13 protein-coding genes are annotated in these 17,595 nt (G+C 59.7%); 6 read left to right on the top strand and 7 right to left on the bottom strand.

Annotation, left to right across the window (positions count from 1 at the left end):
• Positions 1-63 precede the first annotated feature (63 nt).
• Both ACSSVV_RS17810 and ACSSVV_RS17805 read left to right on the top strand, forming a co-directional pair.
• The gene (locus ACSSVV_RS17810; RefSeq protein WP_113880578.1) at positions 64-2,358 is read left to right on the top strand and encodes a molybdopterin-dependent oxidoreductase; all 2,295 of its coding nucleotides are present in this window, start codon (positions 64-66) and stop codon (positions 2,356-2,358) included.
• A 32-nt stretch (positions 2,359-2,390) separates the two neighbouring features.
• On the top strand, positions 2,391-2,849 hold the full coding sequence (locus ACSSVV_RS17805) for a DUF2489 domain-containing protein (protein ID WP_014420409.1): 459 nt from the start codon (positions 2,391-2,393) through the stop codon (positions 2,847-2,849).
• Between the two features lie 277 nt (positions 2,850-3,126).
• On the opposite strand, the gene ACSSVV_RS17800 is transcribed toward ACSSVV_RS17805, so the two are convergent.
• From ACSSVV_RS17800 to ACSSVV_RS17790, 3 genes are all read right to left on the bottom strand, one after another.
• Entirely contained in the window at positions 3,127-4,497 is a 1,371-nt protein-coding gene (locus tag ACSSVV_RS17800; RefSeq protein WP_454106671.1) for an HDOD domain-containing protein, read from the bottom strand.
• A 116-nt stretch (positions 4,498-4,613) separates the two neighbouring features.
• Positions 4,614-6,689, bottom strand: coding sequence for an ATP-dependent DNA helicase RecG (gene recG, locus ACSSVV_RS17795; RefSeq protein WP_022991874.1), 2,076 nt, complete (start codon positions 6,687-6,689; stop codon positions 4,614-4,616).
• Between the two features lie 7 nt (positions 6,690-6,696).
• Positions 6,697-7,656 carry a hydrogen peroxide-inducible genes activator gene (locus ACSSVV_RS17790; protein WP_011784172.1) on the bottom strand — a complete coding sequence of 320 codons (960 nt, stop codon included), beginning with the start codon at positions 7,654-7,656 and terminating at the stop codon, positions 6,697-6,699.
• A 76-nt stretch (positions 7,657-7,732) separates the two neighbouring features.
• Here ACSSVV_RS17790 and ACSSVV_RS17785 point away from each other — a divergent pair, with 76 nt between their 5' ends.
• Positions 7,733-8,599 carry an NAD-dependent epimerase/dehydratase family protein gene (locus tag ACSSVV_RS17785; protein WP_022991873.1) on the top strand — a complete coding sequence of 289 codons (867 nt, stop codon included), beginning with the start codon at positions 7,733-7,735 and terminating at the stop codon, positions 8,597-8,599.
• 3 nt (positions 8,600-8,602) lie between these two features.
• On the opposite strand, the gene ACSSVV_RS17780 is transcribed toward ACSSVV_RS17785, so the two are convergent.
• The 4 genes from ACSSVV_RS17780 to gmk form a co-directional block, all read right to left on the bottom strand.
• A complete protein-coding gene (locus ACSSVV_RS17780; RefSeq protein WP_011784170.1) occupies positions 8,603-8,989 on the bottom strand; it encodes a RidA family protein in 387 nt (128 codons plus the stop codon).
• Between the two features lie 74 nt (positions 8,990-9,063).
• A complete protein-coding gene (locus ACSSVV_RS17775; protein WP_022991872.1) occupies positions 9,064-11,262 on the bottom strand; it encodes a RelA/SpoT family protein in 2,199 nt (732 codons plus the stop codon).
• 121 nt (positions 11,263-11,383) lie between these two features.
• A complete protein-coding gene (gene rpoZ, locus ACSSVV_RS17770; RefSeq protein WP_011784168.1) occupies positions 11,384-11,596 on the bottom strand; it encodes a DNA-directed RNA polymerase subunit omega in 213 nt (70 codons plus the stop codon).
• An 88-nt stretch (positions 11,597-11,684) separates the two neighbouring features.
• Positions 11,685-12,317, bottom strand: coding sequence for a guanylate kinase (gene gmk, locus ACSSVV_RS17765; protein ID WP_023011593.1), 633 nt, complete (start codon positions 12,315-12,317; stop codon positions 11,685-11,687).
• A 146-nt stretch (positions 12,318-12,463) separates the two neighbouring features.
• Between gmk and ACSSVV_RS17760 the strand changes: the two genes are divergently transcribed.
• The 3 genes from ACSSVV_RS17760 (at position 12,464) to rbbA (ending at position 17,594) form a co-directional block, all read left to right on the top strand.
• Positions 12,464-13,342, top strand: coding sequence for a universal stress protein (locus tag ACSSVV_RS17760; RefSeq protein WP_014420403.1), 879 nt, complete (start codon positions 12,464-12,466; stop codon positions 13,340-13,342).
• 413 nt (positions 13,343-13,755) lie between these two features.
• Complete coding sequence (locus ACSSVV_RS17755) at positions 13,756-14,814, top strand: HlyD family secretion protein (protein WP_454106681.1); 1,059 nt, start codon at positions 13,756-13,758, stop codon at positions 14,812-14,814.
• Positions 14,811-17,594, top strand: a complete 2,784-nt coding sequence (gene rbbA / locus ACSSVV_RS17750) for a ribosome-associated ATPase/putative transporter RbbA (protein WP_023008018.1) — start codon at positions 14,811-14,813, stop codon at positions 17,592-17,594. The genes ACSSVV_RS17755 and rbbA overlap by 4 nt, the downstream gene beginning before the upstream one ends.
• The last annotated feature ends 1 nt before the right edge of the window (position 17,595 follow it).

The following is a 17,595-nucleotide window of genomic DNA, read 5'->3' as shown; positions in this document are numbered from 1 at the left end:
TCGTTTTCCTGATAATCTGGTTGCAATATGAAACCCAACAACAAGAATTCCGGGAGAGCCTGCATGGAAAACGGCGTCCACTACCGCACCTGTCACCTCTGCGAAGCCATGTGTGGCGTTGCCATTGAGGTCAACAACGGCAAAATCACCAGTATCAAGGGCGACGATCAGGATCCTCTGAGCCTGGGCCACATCTGCCCCAAAGCCGTCGCACTTCAGGATCTGCATGAAGACCCGGAGCGCCTGAAGAAGCCGATACGCAAAACTGCCCAGGGCTGGGAAGAGCTATCCTGGGAGGACGCCTTTGATCTGGTTGCCGAGAAGCTTCATGGAATTCGGAAAACCTACGGCCGGAACAGTATCGGGGTCTACCTCGGCAACCCCAATGTTCACAATCACGGCGCGCTGATGACCACCATGCCGTTTTTGCGGGCCATCGGCACCCAGAATCGCTTCTCTGCCACGTCCAACGACCAGCTACCGCACATGTTGGCCAGCCTGGAGATGTTTGGTCACCAGATTCTGTTTCCGATTCCCGACATCGACCATACTGACCTATTCATCTGTATTGGCGGCAACCCGATGGCCTCGAACGGCAGCTTGATGACCGTACCGGACATCCGGGGCCGCCTTAAAGCACTGCGGCAACGCGGTGGGCAACTCGTCGTTATTGACCCCCGACGCACCGAAACCGCCCGCCTGGCCGACAACTTCCATTTTATCCGGCCCGGCACCGATGCCTTCCTGCTGATGGCCATGGTACACACTCTGTTCGAAGAGAACCTGGTGGATCCCGGCGCGGCCGAGCGGCTGGTGAAAGACGTGGATCTTCTGCGCCTGGCCGCCCTGTCGTTCTCACCGGAAGCGGTAACCAGGCACACCGGCATTGAGGCTGAGGCCATCCGACAGCTGGCACGACAGCTGGCCAAAACGCCACGGGCAGCCCTGTATACCCGAATGGGCACCAGCACCCAGGCGTTTGGCGGCACCACCACGTGGCTGGCCTACTGCCTGAATATCCTGACCGGTAAGCTGGATGTACCCGGTGGCGTACTGTTCACCCAACCGGCGGTGGATCTGGTGGCACTCGGCGCCATGTCCGGGCAGCGAGGGCATTTCGGTAAGCGCCACAGCCGGGTTCGCGGTCTACCGGAATTTGCGGGAGAGTATCCGGCCAGCACCATGGCCGATGAAATGCTTACACCGGGCGAAGGTCAGGTCCGTGCCTTTGTGACCGTGGCCGGCAACCCTGTGCTATCAAGCCCTAACGGCCAGCGACTGGAGTCAGCCCTGGAGGGGCTGGATTTCATGGTGTCCGTGGATTACTACCTGAACGAAACCACCCGCCATGCTGATGTCATTCTGCCGCCAACGGCGGCCCTGGAGCGCAGTCACTATGATCTGATCTTCAGCCAGTTTGCCGTACGCAACGTAGCCAAGTACAGCGAAGCACTGTTTCCGGCAGCGGACGACGCCCGCCACGACTGGCAGATTCTGCTGGAGCTCGCACACCGTCTGGAACAACAGCGTAAAGGCGGGCGCCTGCCCCTACGCTCGGAAATGGGCTGGAGGGCGTTCAAAAAACTGGGACCAGATCCTATTCTGGATCTGCTCTTGCGAACAGGCCCCTATGGTGCCGACGCCGGCCCGGTGCGCCCATTCGCCCAAACCGCCATCGAACTGGTGATGGACATTCTTCCGGAGCGTAACCCCCTCAAAGGCCTGGCCCGGCTGAGCCCACTCAACCGACGTTGGGATGAATTACCTAAAGGCCTATCACTTTCTGCTCTGAAAGCCGCACCGCATGGCATCGACCTCGGTCCCCTGCAACCGGCGTTACCGGAAAGGCTGTTCACCCGCGATGGTCTGATTCAGATGGCACCCCGCCGCTATCTCGCGGATGTGGAGCGCATGCAGGCTACCCTTGAATCTGCACCCGCTGACGGCCTGCTGTTGATTGGCCGTCGCCATGTCCGCAGCAACAACTCGTGGATGCACAACAGCCAGCGTCTGGTCAAAGGCAAAGGCCGCTGCACCCTGCTTATCCACCCGGACGACGCCAGCAAACGAGCGTTGAACCCCGGAGATCATGCCGAGGTTTCGGTTCAGGGGCGAGACGTGGTGATCCCGGTGGAAATCACCGAAGACATTATGCCGGGTGTGGTGTCCATCCCCCACGGTTGGGGTCACCATCGATCAGGCACCGGCCAATCAGTGGCATCGTCCCACGCCGGGGTCAGCATCAACGATCTGTTGGATGATGCCCTGGTGGATCCGGTTTCGGGAACCTCGGTCTTGAACGGCCAGGCGGTTGATGTCAGAGTCTGGCAACCCGAACCTCAACAGAAACAGGCCTGATAGTGGCCTCTTGAACAAACAGGAGTGTAACCATGCCCAGAGGGCTGCAATTGGTCTTTATTGCCATCGGGCTGGTTATTATCGGTGTGTTACTGGTTTATATCTGGCGCCAATCCAGGCTGCTGTCCGAACAGCGGCTGCGCCAGAAGAAAACTGAGGAGTTTCAGGCCCGGCGCCGGGACGAAATGATTGAAAGTATCCGGATTATCGCCATGGCGGTAGAGGAAGACCAGGTTGAGTATTCCGAGGCCTGTCTGAGATTCAAGGGTCTGCTGGATTACCTGGCCCCGGAACTGCTGGAAAAGCCACCCTTTCAGGTGTTCCAGACGGTGCACGACAAGATTCAGCATATGCCCACCCATCGGGCGAGGAAGAATACCGACTCCGCGACCATCCGGGAAATGGACAAAGAACGGTTTGCGGTGGAAAGGGAGTATTCCGATGAAATCCGTCGGGCCGCTACCGCAATCCGGCATCATCGTTTTGACTGACGTCAGGGTTTTGTAACTTTTTGTTACCGACCGGACGCCCGCCTCAAAAATATGTCAAAGCAAATCAATAGCTTTAAGCCTCAAGGAAAGCTGACACCATGCTCATTTATGTAATCTGCATGCAGTCGCCTTTCCTTTTCCTGGAGCTTGTCTAAATTTAAAAACAGGAGGCCGCTCCCACCACACTGGATCAGCCTCCCCGTTGTTTTCTCCTGACAAGTTTGGACGACTCTGCAACAAGCGGGTGAACTTGCCGGCCTCAATGGCCGGCCCTTTTTTATCCGCCCTGACTCATCATCCCGGCCATGGCCATAATACTGTCTTTGCGGCTTACCAGCTCATCAAACTGTTCCTGAACCAGCTCCCTGTCCAGACCCAGCTCATCATAAACGGCCTGAGTTGCCGGCTCACCTGCGCCCAAGGCAACACCACGTTCCGTCAGTAACTGCCGTCCCAGCCACAATAAACGAGCATAAACACTATGGGGACCGTCATAGGAAGGATTCTTCTGGTAACGAATGGCCAGTGTCACCTCGTCCGGCATACCCCAGTTTTCCATCAACTGCGCTGCAATCTGCTCCCGGGTGATCCCCAGCAGGTAATGCTCAATGACAGTGGAATCAATGTGCGGGTTCACCTCCAGCGACCGGCAGACCAGCCTGAAATGCGGCGGGAACACCTGAGCCAGTACCAAATGCCCGAAGTTATGGAGCAAACCAGCCAGGTAGGCGAGGCCAAACAGAGGTCGCTGCCCTCGAGGCATCATGCTCGCGAGAATGCCCGCAGACTGAGCCTGCCAGATGGCCTGCTGCCAGTAATCCACATAACCGTCCGGATGATCCTTCGGGTGCTTCAGGGCACGCCCCAGCGCCAGGCCCATGGCCAGGTTCATCACAAGATCAAAACCCAGTACCCGGGACACCGCATCGTGGACGGAACGCACCTGCCCTGCAGCGGCGTAGAACGATGATGATGCCCAACTCACGACCTGGGCTGCCAGGCTCGGATCGCTCTCCACCACATCCACCAGGTCCCCCATTACCGCATTAGGGTTTACCCGCAGATGAATGATGCGCTGAGCAGTCTCAGGCAAGGGCGGCAGCTCCAGCGTATCCTCCAGTCGCTGCTGAATACGCAAGCCGGTGAACTTTTTGATGGCGGAATGCAGCTGGTCACGGTCGGCGGCGTGATTGTCAAGATTGACGGATATATTCGCGGTATCCACCGCAAAATCGTGTCGGGCGGCCTTTGCCGTCAACTGGCGGAAATCTTCGCCCGGCATCATCAGGCCCAGGTCCTGTTCCCCCAACTCCAGCGCGACCGCCTCGAGTTCATCCACACGCCGGTCAACTACGGTCGGCCAACCGGTGAGTGATGGCAGCGCCGGCAACTCCTGAAGCCCGGCTTTCTGGCGGACCCGAACCTGCTCGCGCCGCTGCATCATTCTCAGATCCCGCCCCAGACGCTTGTTCAGGGCTTCCAGATCGAGCATATCGTTGCGACGGCAGATGGCCTGCAGATTACCTTGATCGTCGCTGAGCAGTACCATTCGGAGCAAATGGCCGGTATCAATCTGGCTTACGCTCCGGAACGATACACCGGGGGCGTTATCACCAAGTGCCTGCTGTACCACAACAGGAAGTTCCATAGCATTCTCCGGACAAAGGTTATCAATCAGTTTTCATGCATTTTGCAGTCATTAACGCGACATTAACAGGCCAATATCGGCCACGAGCACAGGCGTTATGAAATTCATGACCAACACTATACGTCGCCATAACGAATTTTCTCACCCAGCCACCGTCGGATAAGTGCTGAGACTACCCGAGGCTCCTTCATCAGGCTCGGCGCCATGTCACGAATGGGAGCAATCCAACCCTTGTCGCGTTCAAAATCGGCCAGGCGAAACTGCATCAAGCCAGTCTGGCGAGTACCCAGCACTTCTCCAGGACCTCGAATCTCAAGATCCTTTTCGGCGATAAAGAAGCCATCCTGACTGTCCCGCAGCGCCTGTAACCTGGCCTTGCCATTATTGGACAGGGGCGGGTGATACATCAGCACGCAGAAACTGGCTTGCTCACCGCGGCCAACCCGGCCCCGCAACTGATGCAACTGCGCCAGCCCGAGCCGCTCCGGGTTCTCGATAATAATCAGAGAGGCATTGGGCACGTCCACGCCGACCTCGATCACCGTGGTGGCCACCAGCAAATCCAGTTCGCCGTTTTTGAAGCGCTCCATTACCGCGGCTTTTTCCTGGGCTTTCAGGCGGCCATGAACAAGGCCAATGGCCAGATCCGGCAACCGCTCAACCAACTCCTGGGCGGTCACTTCCGCCGCCTGGCACTGAAGCGCCTCGGATTCCTCAATCAGAGTGCAGACCCAATAGGCCTGCCGACCTTCCCTGCAGGCCTTGCGTACCCGCTCAATGATGTCGTCCCGGCGGCTCTCCGGCAGCACAATCGTTTCGATGGGCTTGCGCCCCGGCGGCAGCTCATCAATCACGGAGGTATCGAGGTCGGCATAGGCGCTCATGGCCAGGGTTCGCGGTATGGGCGTCGCCGTCATGATCAACTGGTGCGGTGCCAGCGTTCCGCCAACCCCTTTCTCTCTCAGGGCCAGCCGCTGGTGCACGCCAAACCGGTGCTGTTCGTCGACAATCACCAGCGCCAGGCGCTGGAATACCACGTCATCCTGAAACAGGGCATGGGTACCAATGGCAATCTGCGCACGACCCTCGGCGACCGCACTCAACGCTGTCTGTCGGGCTTTGCCTTTCACCTTCCCCGACAACCAGGCTAACTCCACACCCAATGGCTCCAGCCAATTTCGGAAGTTCTGATAGTGTTGCTCCGCCAGAATCTCGGTAGGTGCCATCAAGGCAACCTGGGCGCCGGCTTCGATGGTTTGCAGAGCAGATAAGGCAGCAACCACGGTTTTACCCGAGCCGACATCTCCCTGAACCAGGCGTAACATCGGCACCGGCTGACTCAGATCCTGCCGGATATCGGCAATCACATGGCGCTGGGCACCGGTCAGACTAAACGGCAGTTGCTCCAGAAATCGCTCTGCCCGGTCTCCCGCTGGTAGCAGCGGCAAGGCCTCCCGGGCCTGTATCTGCTTCCGGACCTGCAACAGGCTAAGCTGATGCGCAAGCAACTCCTCCATCACCAGCCGCTGCTGAGCCGGGTGCTTTCCCTCTACCAGCAGATGCACCGGGGCGCCGGCCGGAGGCAAATGCACCAGGCGAACAGCCTCGGTTATGCCGGGCAACTGGTAGTCCGCCAGCAGTGCCGGGGGCAGCCAGTCCTTGATGGGGTAGCGATCCAGATAGCTCAGGGCCTGCTGACACAGCCCCCTGACCCTGGGCTGTTGAATGCCCTCGGTCAGAGGATACACCGGCGTGAGCGTCGCCTGTTCGGCCGGCGGCATGGCAGGAGGATTGGTCTGGTATTCCGGATGGTAGAATTCGTAGCCGGCCCGGCCTGGGCGCACCTCGCCGAAACAGCGCACTCGTGTGCCTTCAGCAAGCTGGTTTTTCTGGGCGGCATTGAAGTGAAAAAACCGCATCACCAGAAACCCGGTGTCATCCCGCAACGTCACCTGCAGGCTGCGCCGGCGGCCCATCACCAGGTCGGCCTTCATGACCTCACCTTCCACCACAGCAATATCGCCGATACGCAGGCTGCCCATGGGCACTACGCGAGTGCGGTCTTCATAACGGTAGGGAAGATGGAACAGGAGATCCTGAATGGAGTGGATGCCCAGCCTGGCAAGTATTTCCGCCAGGGCGCTTCCTACGCCCTTGAGCTGGGTTACCGGGATGTCCTCCAGTGACGTCATACGGCCCTCAGGCGCTTTCAGCAACCGCCGGTGTGTCGGTTTTGGCTTTTTCTATCACCCGGCACTGGCTAGCCGCCAGTGACAGTACATCGATGGCTTTGGGCCGCGGGAAGGTTACACGCCAGGCTAGCGCCACGGTTCGGAAAGGCACCGGCGCCGCAAAAGGCCGCACCGCAAGGATATCTTCCTGGTATTTGATGGCAGTGGCGGCCGACAGCGGCAGTACCGTGATTCCCAGTCCGGAGGCCACCATGTGCCGGATGGTTTCCAGCGAACTGCCCTCGGTCACCAGCTCCGGTCTGCCGTTGTCCGCCCGCTTGGTGATGGCATCCACCAGGGGCGGACATGACTCCAGCACCTGATCCCGGAAACAGTGGCCGGGCCCGAGCAGCAACAATTGCTCTTTCGCCATCTCTTCGGCCGTCACCTGCTCCTTCTCTGTCAGCGGATGATCCGCTGGCAGCAGCACCACAAACGGCTCATCGTAAAGCGGCAGGGTTACTACTTCCGGCTCTTCAAACGGCAGGGCAATGATGATGGCATCCAACTCTGAGTGCCGCAGCTTCTGGCGCAGGCTGGCGGTGTAGTTCTCTTCTATGTAAAGGGGCATGTCTGGCGCCGCTCTGCGCAGCTCCGGTAATAAATGCGGGAACAGGTAGGGTCCGATGGTATAAATCGCGCCGACCTTCAATGGCGAATTGAGCTGATTCTTGCCGTCCTGCGCCATATCCTTGATCACGCCCACCTGGTCCAGAACCCGCTGGGCCTGCTCAATGATACGCTGGCCAACCTCGGTCACCCGAATACTGCTTTTGCTGCGCTCGAACAAGGGGATACCGAGCTCATCCTCAAGCTTTTTAACCGCAACGCTAAGGGTCGGCTGGCTGACATGACAGCGCTCTGCGGCACGGCCAAAATGCCTTTCCCGGGCAAGCGTAACAACGTATCGTAACTCGGTGAGGGTCATGGTGAGCTCCGGTTGACGTACTCAGGTCGAAGTTTCACTTACTTTATCAGCCAAAGGATAAGGATTGAAATTGTCTATGGCAATGACTGATGACAAGCAAAAGGCACAAATTCTGGTGGCGGGCTGCGGCAAGCTCGGAGGTGACATTGCCACGGTTCTGCTGGGCGCCGGAGACGTATACGGGCTGCGCCGCAACCCGGATCGAGTCCCTCAGGGAGTGACCGGGATCGGGGCAGATCTGACCCGCCCGGAATCCATGGCCGGCAAGCTTCCGGAACACCTGGACATCGTCGTCTATTGCCTGACGCCATCCAGCTACGACGAAGAGGGTTATCATCAAGCCTATGTCACTGGTCTCAAGAACCTGCTCAACGTCATCGGTGAGCAATCCCTCAAACGGCTGATCTTCATCAGCAGTACCAGCGTCTTTGCGCAGAATGATGACAGCTGGGTCGATGAGAACAGCCCTGCCGATCCGGACCGGTTCACTGGTCAACAAATCCTCCAGGGCGAACGTACCGCCCTGAACAGCGGGCATCCAGCCACCGTTGTTCGCTTCAGTGGCATTTATGGCCCCAGCCGTCAGCGTTTTCTTGAGGAAGTCCTGGAAGGCCGCATGAACCCCCAACCACCCGCACCTTTCAGCAATCGCATACACGAAGTGGATGCCGCCAACGCTGTGTCATGGCTTGCGCAAAAAGCCCTGAACGGTGAGGACCTGGAGCCACTGTACGTCGCCAGTGATTGCGAGCCGGTTCGGCTGGATGAGGTGGTTGATTGGGTGCGTTCTCAGGTGCCGTGCAAAGCCCCGGTGGAAGGCGCCCGTAAAGGCGGGCGGGCCGGTAGCAAGCGCTGCAGTAATCGAAAACTGCTTCAGAGTGGCTTTGAATTCCGGTACCCCGACTATCGGGCGGGGTACCGGGAGATGATCAGCAAGCTCTGACGCTTAGCTGAGCACCATAACGGCTTCCATTTCCACCGGAACGCCTTTCGGCAGCGCGGCTACACCGACGGCGGCGCGTGCCGGATACGGCTCCTGGAAATAGGTGGCCATGATCTCGTTGACAGTGGCGAAGTTGGCCAGGTCCGTCATGTAGATATTCAGTTTGACGATGTCCTTCAGCTCGCCACCGGCCGCTTCACACACGGCTTTCAGGTTCTCGAACACCTGACGGGTCTTGGCGGCAAAGTCGCCCGCCACCACTTCCATGGTTTCCGGGTCCAGCGGAATCTGGCCAGACAGATACACGGTGTCCCCGGCTTTAACAGCCTGAGAGTAGGTACCAATCGCCTGAGGGGCGTTTTCGGTCTGGATAACAGATTTGTTGGTCATGACCTGCAATTTCCTCTTTTCCAAAACGCCAATCGTCACCTTTGGGCGTAGCCACTGTCAACCACGCAAAGGTCTCAGTGCCGAACCCGGCCGATATGGGTCACTGCACGAATGTTCCGGACCCTGCGCATCACCCGCGCCAGATGCTTGCGGCCATTCACATGCACCACGAGGCTGACGATGCCGAAGCGCGCGTTCTGGTCTTCCACACTGATGCGCTCGATGTTTCCGTCTGCCATGGCAACGGCGTTCGCTACTTCGGCAATCACCCCGCGCTGGCGCTCCAGTTCAACCCGAAGCTCCACCGAGAATTCATCGGTAATGTCCTTGGCCCACTTCAGGTGGGTCAGCCGGGCACGGCCTTCATCGTCCTCCGGCAGGCGGGAACAGGTATCTGAATGAATCACCATGCCGTTGCCGGAGTCCATCACACCAACCACCGGGTCCCCGGGAATGGGTTTGCAACAATTGGCAAAGCGTACCAAGAGCCCTTCGGTGCCGCGTATGGTGACGGCGCCCTGCTTGCTGTCCGGGGCGTTTTCCAGGTTGGCCGGCGCGTCCATCACGTCATTGCCGGACACCAACTGACGGGCCACCAGATAGGCCATACGGTTACCCAGACCAATATCGCTGATCAGATCATCAAAGCTGTTGACCTGGTTGTGATTAACCACCGCCTGTTTCTGGGCATCGCTGATATCCGACAGTTTGGCACCAAAACCCTTGAGCGAACGTTTGAGCAGGGTGCGACCCAGCTCCATGGACTCGGTCCGCTTACGGGTTTTCAGCACATGCCGAATACTGCTTCGGGCTTTGCCGGTCACCACGAAGCTGAGCCAGGCAGGATTCGGGCGGGCGCCGGGCGCGGTGATGATTTCCACCGTCTGCCCGCTTTGCAGCGGTTGACTCAGAGATGCCAGATTGCGATTGATCCGACACGCCACAGAGGCATTGCCGATATCGGTATGGATTGCATAGGCAAAGTCCACCGGGGTGGCCCCGCTTGGCAGCTCCATGATCCGGCCCTTGGGCGTAAACACATAGATCTCGTCCGGGAACAGATCGACCTTGACGTGTTCAATGAACTCCATGGAATCATCCGCGCGTTCGCGCATTTCCATGAGCCCCTTCACCCACCGATCTACCCGGGATTGATTGATGGTGGTCACGCCGGAGGCTTCGTTTTTGTACATCCAGTGGGCAGCAATACCATTGTTGGCAATGTGCTCCATTTCCTCGGTCCGGATCTGGATCTCGATGTTCACGTGCATGCCGAACAAGGTAGTGTGAATGGACTGATAGCCATTCGACTTGGGCATGGCAATGTAATCCTTGAAACGCCCGGGCAGTGGCTTGTAGAGACTGTGTACGGCACCAAGTATGCGATAACAGTTATCCTCGGTATCCGTAATGATCCTGAACGCATACACATCCATGATTTCATGGAAGGATTTCTGCTTGAACTTCATCTTGTTATAAATGGAGTTCAGGTGTTTCTCCCGCCCCAGAATGCGGCCCGGAAGCCCACGCTCCTCCAGCTTTTCCTGCAATTTTCCCCGGATGTCTTCAATGATCTCCCGGTGGCTGCCACGAAGCTTCTCCACCGCCTTGGAAATGTACTTGGCGCGCATGGGATAAAGCGAGGAAAAGCCCAGATCTTCAAGCTCGGTACAGATGGAATGCATGCCCAGGCGATTGGCAATGGGCGCATAGATATCAAGGGTTTCAGTGGCAATACGCAGGCGCTTCTCGTACGGCATGGGGCCAAGGGTGCGCATGTTGTGCAGACGATCCGCCAGCTTCACCAGAATCACCCGGATATCCTTGGCCATGGCCAGGGTCATCTTCTGGAAGTTTTCCGCCTGGGCCTCCGCCCGGGAGCGGAACTCAATCTGGGTCAGTTTGGAGACACCATCTACCAGCTCGGCCACATCCTCTCCGAACTGTTCCGCCAGCGCATCTTTTGGAATGCCGGTATCTTCAATGACATCGTGAAGCATGGCTGCCATCAGGCTCTGATGGTCGAGCCGGAGGTCGGCAAGAATTCCGGCCACAGCCAGGGGGTGGGTAATATAACGGTCGCCGCTTTTACGCATCTGGCCTTCGTGGGCCTGTTCGGCGTAATAGTAAGCCCGTCGCACCTGATTGATGCGATTGGTATCGAGGTAGGAACTGAGCTCTCTGGCCAGTTCTTCTACCGTTGCCTCTGCTGCGACCACCGCGCCTCCATCGTTGTCAGTGTACCGGGGACAAAAAAGCCCGAATGCGTGCATCCGGGCTTCCGTTGTCCTTCCTGGCAAGTTCTATAGTTACACTATAAAACTGCGGAGGCAGATTTCAATGCTTCTCAATTACCGGCACGTATTTTTACGCATCGCCGGCAACCGGACGAACTCAGTCGTCGTCTTCTTCCAGCAGAAGATCGCGGGTCACCTTGCCTTCTGCAATTTCACGCAGGGCAATAACGGTCGGCTTATCATTCTCTTCCGCAACCATCGGCTCGGCACCCTTGGTGGCGATCTGGCGGGCGCGTTTGGTGGCCAGCATGACCAGCTGGAATCGGTTATCTACGTTTTCCAGACAATCTTCAACGGTAACTCGTGCCATTATCTTCCCCGAACAAAAAGAATCACTGATTTAGCAGACCGCGTAGTTTACTGGCCCCGGCTCAATTTGTATACAGTGAAAACCACCATCACCCGTGAGCGGACAAGTCCCGCAGCAACTCACCGTGGCGAACCTGCTGGGTGGCCATTTTCAGCCGCTGACTGCGGACAATGGCCAGCAGATCAGCTAATGCCACCGCAAAGTCATCGTTGACCACCAGGTAATCAAACTCGACCGCGTGCCGGCACTCTTCCTCCGCCTCCGACAGCCGCCGTTCGATGACTTCCGGCGCGTCAGTACCACGCCCAACAAGTCGCTGGCGGAGGATTTCAGCCGAGGGCGGCACAATGAAAATGCTCACACATTCCGGAATCAGCCGGCGCACCTGTTCCGCCCCCTGCCAGTCAATCTCCAGGATCACATCCTGCCCGGTAGCCAGGGTTTCCCGCACCCACACCTGGGAGGTGCCATAGTAGTTGCCGAAAACATCCGCATGCTCCAGGAAATCACCCCGGGCAATCATGGCCTCGAACTCATCCCGGCTGATGAAGTGATAGTTCACGCCATCCTGCTCTCCATCGCGCATCGGGCGAGTGGTGTGGGATACCGACACCCCCAGCCGGGAATCCTGACGGAGCATTTCCGACACGAGGCTGGTCTTGCCCGCGCCGGAAGGAGCGGAAATCACAAACAGAGTACCCTGCCCACCGGCCTGCTTCATGGCTTGAAGACTCCTGAACAACAGTTTGCGGCCAACACGCATGGCCAGAAAGCGGCAAATTATACGGGGTTTGACTTATCTCCGCATCCCGGCCCGGGTTCAGCTGTTAGTATGGCAGCAAACACCCACAGTAAACGGATACCGCCATGGAAAAACTCCTGATCATCATGGATCACCACCATAAAGACCAAACCGCCCTCGCCCGTGGCGTGGCACTGGCCCGGGCAACGGGCGCAGCGGTGGAGGTCGTGGCGTTTGTGCATGAATATCTGGATGCACTGCCGGGCGATCCGGAGGTACAACAACGGGCCCGACAGGCGCTCATGGAACATCGCCAGAAATGGCTGGAACAGATGCTGGCGCTGGCCGATTGCAATGATCTGAAGATCCATGCCCGAACGGTCTGGGAAAAGCACATTCACCTGTGGGTAATTGCCCAGTGCCAGAAAGAGAACGTTGGTGTCGTGGTAAAGACGGGCCATCGCTCAGAAACCTTCCTGTATACCCCGACCGACTGGCACCTGATTCGCGAGTGCCCGTCACCGGTGATGCTGGTGGCGGAGAACAAATGGAACAAGGCTCGGCCAATCCTGGCGGCGGTGGACCTGAGCTCCGACAAGCCCGTGAAGAAAGCCCTGAACAATCGCATCATTGATCGCGCCTGGCATCTGGCGAAGGCTCTGGAAACAGAGCTGCACCTGGTGCACGCACTTCATACCTCGGTGGTTCTGGCCGACCTGGACATCATCGACCCTCTGGCCCACGCCAGAAAACGGGAAGCGGCCCTGAAACCGCAGATTGAACACCTGTGCAACACCTGGCACCTGATGCCGGAACAGGTCCACATCGAATCTGGCCCTGCTCAAAAGATCATTCCCAGTGTTGCCAACCGGATCAAGGCCGACATGGTCGTCATCGGCACCACCGGTAAAACCGGCCTGGCCGCCCGTGTCATCGGCAACACGGCCGAAAAGGTGCTGACGCATTTGCGGACCGACCTGCTCGCCATCAAGCCGGCGGAGTAAACCGCACGAACGCCGGGGAGGCACCAATCGCCCCGGCTTATACCTCACTCCAGATTCTGCACCTGCTCGACGAATAAAAATTAAAAAGCATTTATAAACAGTTGCTTGGTGTATTTTTCACAGCCATCGCCGCTCAATACTACCCATTTTACTACCCATGGATAGAAACTCTATCTCTGAGCAGTCCGCGTAGTTACTACCCATGATTATAAACTGGGATAATAGGGAAACTGGGAATCTCGCCCGGATATTTGTTTGTCGACAAAAATGATGTGGATCAGCCTAATTGCTGTGGTTCGTGCGTAAGATACAGCTTAAGATGTGGGTCTACAAAGATCGCGCTCAGCCTGAATTCAATGGTCAAGAATGAGTGAGCCAACTGGCGTGGAGCAATCCAAGACGTGAAAAAATTCATGAAAGCAGGTATTCGAGGCGTCGCCGCTGCGATTGTCATTGGGCTGGGCGTTTGGGCTTGGTGGCATTTTCAACCGCAGGACTTGCCCGACGGATTCGCCGCCGGAAACGGCCGGATCGAGGCGGTCGAGATCGATATCGCAGCCAGGACCGCAGGCCGGATCCGGGAGATCCTGGTCAACGAGGGCGACTTCGTCCGCGCCGGCCAGGTCTTGGCGAAAATGGACACGGCCGTTCTGGAGGCGCAGCTCCGGGAGGCCGAGGCGCAGTTGCAACGGGCGCTCATCGGCATCGAGACCGCGCAAAGCCTGGTGACCCAGCGTGAGGCCGAGAAGCAGGCCGCCGAAGCGCTCATAGCCCAGAGGAAGGCCGAGCTCGACGCCGCGCAAAAACGGCTTGCCCGCACCCGGGAGCTCGCCTCAAAAAATGCCGCCTCCGAGGCGCAGCTCGATGACGACCGTGCCGCGGCTGCGGCGGCGAAGGCTGCGGTCGGCGCCGCGGAGGCGCAGGCGGCGGCCGCGCAAGCCGCCATAGGGCGGGCCAGGTCGGATGTCATTGCCGCGGAGGCCTCGGTGGAAGCGGCGCGGGCCACCCTCCAGCGTATTCAGGCGGATATCGACGACAGCGTGCTGAAATCGCCGCGTGACGGGCGTGTCCAGTACCGTGTCGCTCAGCCCGGTGAGGTTCTCTCCCCGGGCGGCGTGGTGCTGAACATGGTCGATCTCACCGATGTGTACATGACCTTCTTCCTGCCGACAGAACAGGCCGGGCGGATCGCGCTCGGGGCCGAGGCGCGGCTCGTGCTCGACGCCGCCCCGCAATACGTGGTCCCGACCGAAATCTCCTTCGTGGCGGACGTCGCGCAGTTCACACCCAAGACGGTGGAGACGCAAGAAGAGCGCCAGAAGCTGATGTTCCGCATCAAGGCGCGGATCGCCCCGGACCTGCTCAGAGAGCACCTCCTCCAGGTCAAGACCGGCCTGCCGGGCATGGCCTATGTGCGGCTCGACCCGCGGGTGGATTGGCCGCCTGAACTGCAGACGAGACTGCCGCAATGAGCCGGGAGGCAGATACACTGATCGAGGATGACGGGGGGGCTGACGTGCCGGTTGCCCGCCTGCGCGATGTATCCCTGCGCTACGGCAAGGCGCGTGCGCTCGACGAGGTCACGATCGACATCCCGGCAAACTGCATGGCCGGGTTGATCGGCCCGGACGGGGTCGGCAAGTCCAGTCTGTTGGCGCTGATCTCAGGCGCCCGCGCGGTCCAGACAGGACGAGTCGAGGTGCTCTGCGGCGATATGGCCGATGCGCGCCATCGCCGCAGAGTCGGCCCGCGTATCGCCTACATGCCACAGGGCCTGGGACGGAACCTCTATCCGACACTCACGGTGTTCGAGAACCTCGACTTCTTCGGGCGCCTGTTCGGGCATGACGGCGGCGAACGGGCGCGCCGCATCGAGGTGCTGACCGGGGCCACCGGGCTCAAGCCGTTTCTCGATCGGGCGGCGGGCAAACTATCCGGTGGGATGAAGCAGAAGCTCGGCCTCTGCTGCGCGCTGATCCACGATCCGGACCTGCTCATCCTCGACGAGCCGACCACCGGTGTCGATCCGCTCTCGCGCAGACAGTTCTGGGATCTGATCGCCGGCATCCGTCGTTCCCGGCCCGGCATGAGCGTGCTGGTTGCCACCGCCTATATGGATGAGGCGGCACGCTTCGACTGGCTGGCAGCGATGGACGGTGGGGCGGTGCTGGCCAGCGACACGCCCGAAGGCCTGCTGCACAGCACGGGAGCGGATTCGCTGGAGGCGGCCTTCATCCGGCTGCTGCCGGAAGACAAGCGCCGCAATTATCGGCCGGTCGAGATTCCGCCGCGGTCGGCAGACGATGGCGACCCCGCGATCGAGGCCCGGGATCTGACCATGCGCTTTGGCGAATTCATCGCGGTCGATCATGTGAACCTGCGTGTCCCCCGGGGTGAGATCTTCGGTTTTCTCGGCTCCAACGGCTGCGGCAAGACCACGACCATGAAGATGCTGACCGGCCTCCTTCCGCCGAGCGAAGGCCGGGCCTGGCTGTTCGGACACGAGGTGGACCCGCACGACCTCGCGACCCGCCGCCGAGTCGGCTTCATGTCGCAGTTCTTCTCGCTCTACACCGAGCTGACGGTGCGGCAGAACCTGGAGCTGCATGCCCGGCTGTTCCAGGTGCCCGCTGCCGAGATTTCAGGGCGGGTGGACGAAATGGTTGAACGCTTCGATTTGACCGCCGTGGTGGACAGTCTGCCGGGCCAGCTGCCCCTCGGCCACCGGCAACGCCTGTCGCTGGCGGTCGCCATGATCCACAAGCCCGAGATGCTGATCCTCGACGAGCCCACCTCGGGCGTCGACCCGGTGGCGCGCGACGCCTTCTGGCGCCAGCTGGTCGAGCTGTCGCGCCGCGACGGCGTGACCATCTTCATCTCCACCCACTTCATGAACGAGGCCGAGCGCTGCGACCGCATCTCGCTGATGCATGCGGGCCGGGTGCTGGTCACCGACACGCCGGCGAATATCGTACAGCAGCGGGGCGCAGAGACCCTGGAAGAGGCATTCGTCGCGCATCTGGAGGAGGCGTCGGGGGAGGGCGAAGGCGGAGAGGAGCAAACAGCGTCGCTCGATACGGTTAACGCGTCGGCAGGCCATGGCGAACCCCAGGGCTGGCGGCGCATGTTCGATCCCCGGCGCATGATCAGCCACGCCCGGCGTGAAGGGTTGGAGCTGCGCCGCGATCCCATCCGGCTGACGCTGGCGCTGCTCGGCAGCGTCATCCTCATGTTCGTGATGGGCTATGGGATCAGCCTCGATGTTGAGGATCTCACCTTTGCGGTGCTGGATCGCGACCAGACCACCGTCAGCCGCGACTATACGCTCAACCTCAGCGGCTCCCGGTACTTCGTCGAGCGGCCGCCGATCACCGATTATGCCGATCTTGACCGGCGAATGCGCGAAGGCGACATCAGTCTGGCGATCGAGATCCCGCCGGGCTTCGCGCGCGACATTGCCCGGGGCCGGCGGGTCGAGACCGGCGCCTGGATCGACGGCGCCATGCCGACACGGGGCGAGACCGTCCGCGGCTATGTGCAGGGGATTCATGCCCACTGGCTGGCGACCAAGGCGCGCGAGGCCGGCTACGGCGAGGCTTTGGCGGGGCTCGTCAATATCGAGACCCGGTTCCGCTATAACCCGGACGTCAAGAGCCTGGTGGCAATGGTACCGGCGGTGATCCCGCTGCTGCTCATGCTGATCCCGGCCATGCTCGCGGCGCTCAGCGTGGTGCGCGAGAAGGAGCTCGGCTCGATCACCAACTTCTACGTCACGCCCACTACGCGGCTCGAGTTCCTGCTCGGCAAGCAGTTCCCTTACGTGGTCCTGTCCTTCCTGAGCTTCCTGCTGCTCACGCTGCTCGCGGTGACCGTCTTCGGCGTGCCGCTGAAGGGCAGCTTCCTGACGTTGGCGGTGGGTGCGCTGCTCTATATTGGTGCCGCCACGGCCGTGGGGCTGCTGATCTCCACCTTCATGCGCAGCCAGATCGCGGCGATCTTCGGCACGGCAGTGCTCACCATCCTGCCGGCGGCGAACTTCTCCGGCATGATCGACCCGGTCTCGTCCCTGGAAGGGATGGGCCGGCTGATCGGCGAGGTCTATCCGACCACGCATTTCCTGACGATCGCGCGCGGCACCTTCTCGAAGGCCCTCAACTTCTCCGACCTGCATGGCGCCTTTCTCCCACTGGCGCTGGCCGTGCCGGTCCTGATCGGGCTGTCCGCCGCGCTGCTCAAGAAGCAGGAGCGATAGT

It is taken from the genome of Marinobacter sp. MBR-105, from assembly GCF_053628895.1.
The sequence above is the reverse complement of the archived record's forward strand: the minus strand, read 5'-3'. Positions and strand labels throughout refer to the sequence as shown.

Bases quoted from the DNA above. Each gene is read 5' to 3' on its own strand.
- ACSSVV_RS17810 (WP_113880578.1), top strand. From the start codon at position 64: ATGGAAAACGGCGTCCACTACCGCACCTGTCACCTCTGCGAAGCCATG.
- ACSSVV_RS17805 (WP_014420409.1), top strand. From the start codon at position 2,391: ATGCCCAGAGGGCTGCAATTGGTCTTTATTGCCATCGGGCTGGTTATT.
- ACSSVV_RS17800 (WP_454106671.1), bottom strand. From the start codon at position 4,497: ATGGAACTTCCTGTTGTGGTACAGCAGGCACTTGGTGATAACGCCCCC.
- recG (WP_022991874.1), bottom strand. From the start codon at position 6,689: ATGACGTCACTGGAGGACATCCCGGTAACCCAGCTCAAGGGCGTAGGA.
- ACSSVV_RS17790 (WP_011784172.1), bottom strand. From the start codon at position 7,656: ATGACCCTCACCGAGTTACGATACGTTGTTACGCTTGCCCGGGAAAGG.
- ACSSVV_RS17785 (WP_022991873.1), top strand. From the start codon at position 7,733: ATGGCAATGACTGATGACAAGCAAAAGGCACAAATTCTGGTGGCGGGC.
- ACSSVV_RS17780 (WP_011784170.1), bottom strand. From the start codon at position 8,989: ATGACCAACAAATCTGTTATCCAGACCGAAAACGCCCCTCAGGCGATT.
- ACSSVV_RS17775 (WP_022991872.1), bottom strand. From the start codon at position 11,262: ATGCACGCATTCGGGCTTTTTTGTCCCCGGTACACTGACAACGATGGA.
- rpoZ (WP_011784168.1), bottom strand. From the start codon at position 11,596: ATGGCACGAGTTACCGTTGAAGATTGTCTGGAAAACGTAGATAACCGA.
- gmk (WP_023011593.1), bottom strand. From the start codon at position 12,317: ATGAAGCAGGCCGGTGGGCAGGGTACTCTGTTTGTGATTTCCGCTCCT.
- ACSSVV_RS17760 (WP_014420403.1), top strand. From the start codon at position 12,464: ATGGAAAAACTCCTGATCATCATGGATCACCACCATAAAGACCAAACC.
- ACSSVV_RS17755 (WP_454106681.1), top strand. From the start codon at position 13,756: ATGAAAGCAGGTATTCGAGGCGTCGCCGCTGCGATTGTCATTGGGCTG.
- rbbA (WP_023008018.1), top strand. From the start codon at position 14,811: ATGAGCCGGGAGGCAGATACACTGATCGAGGATGACGGGGGGGCTGAC.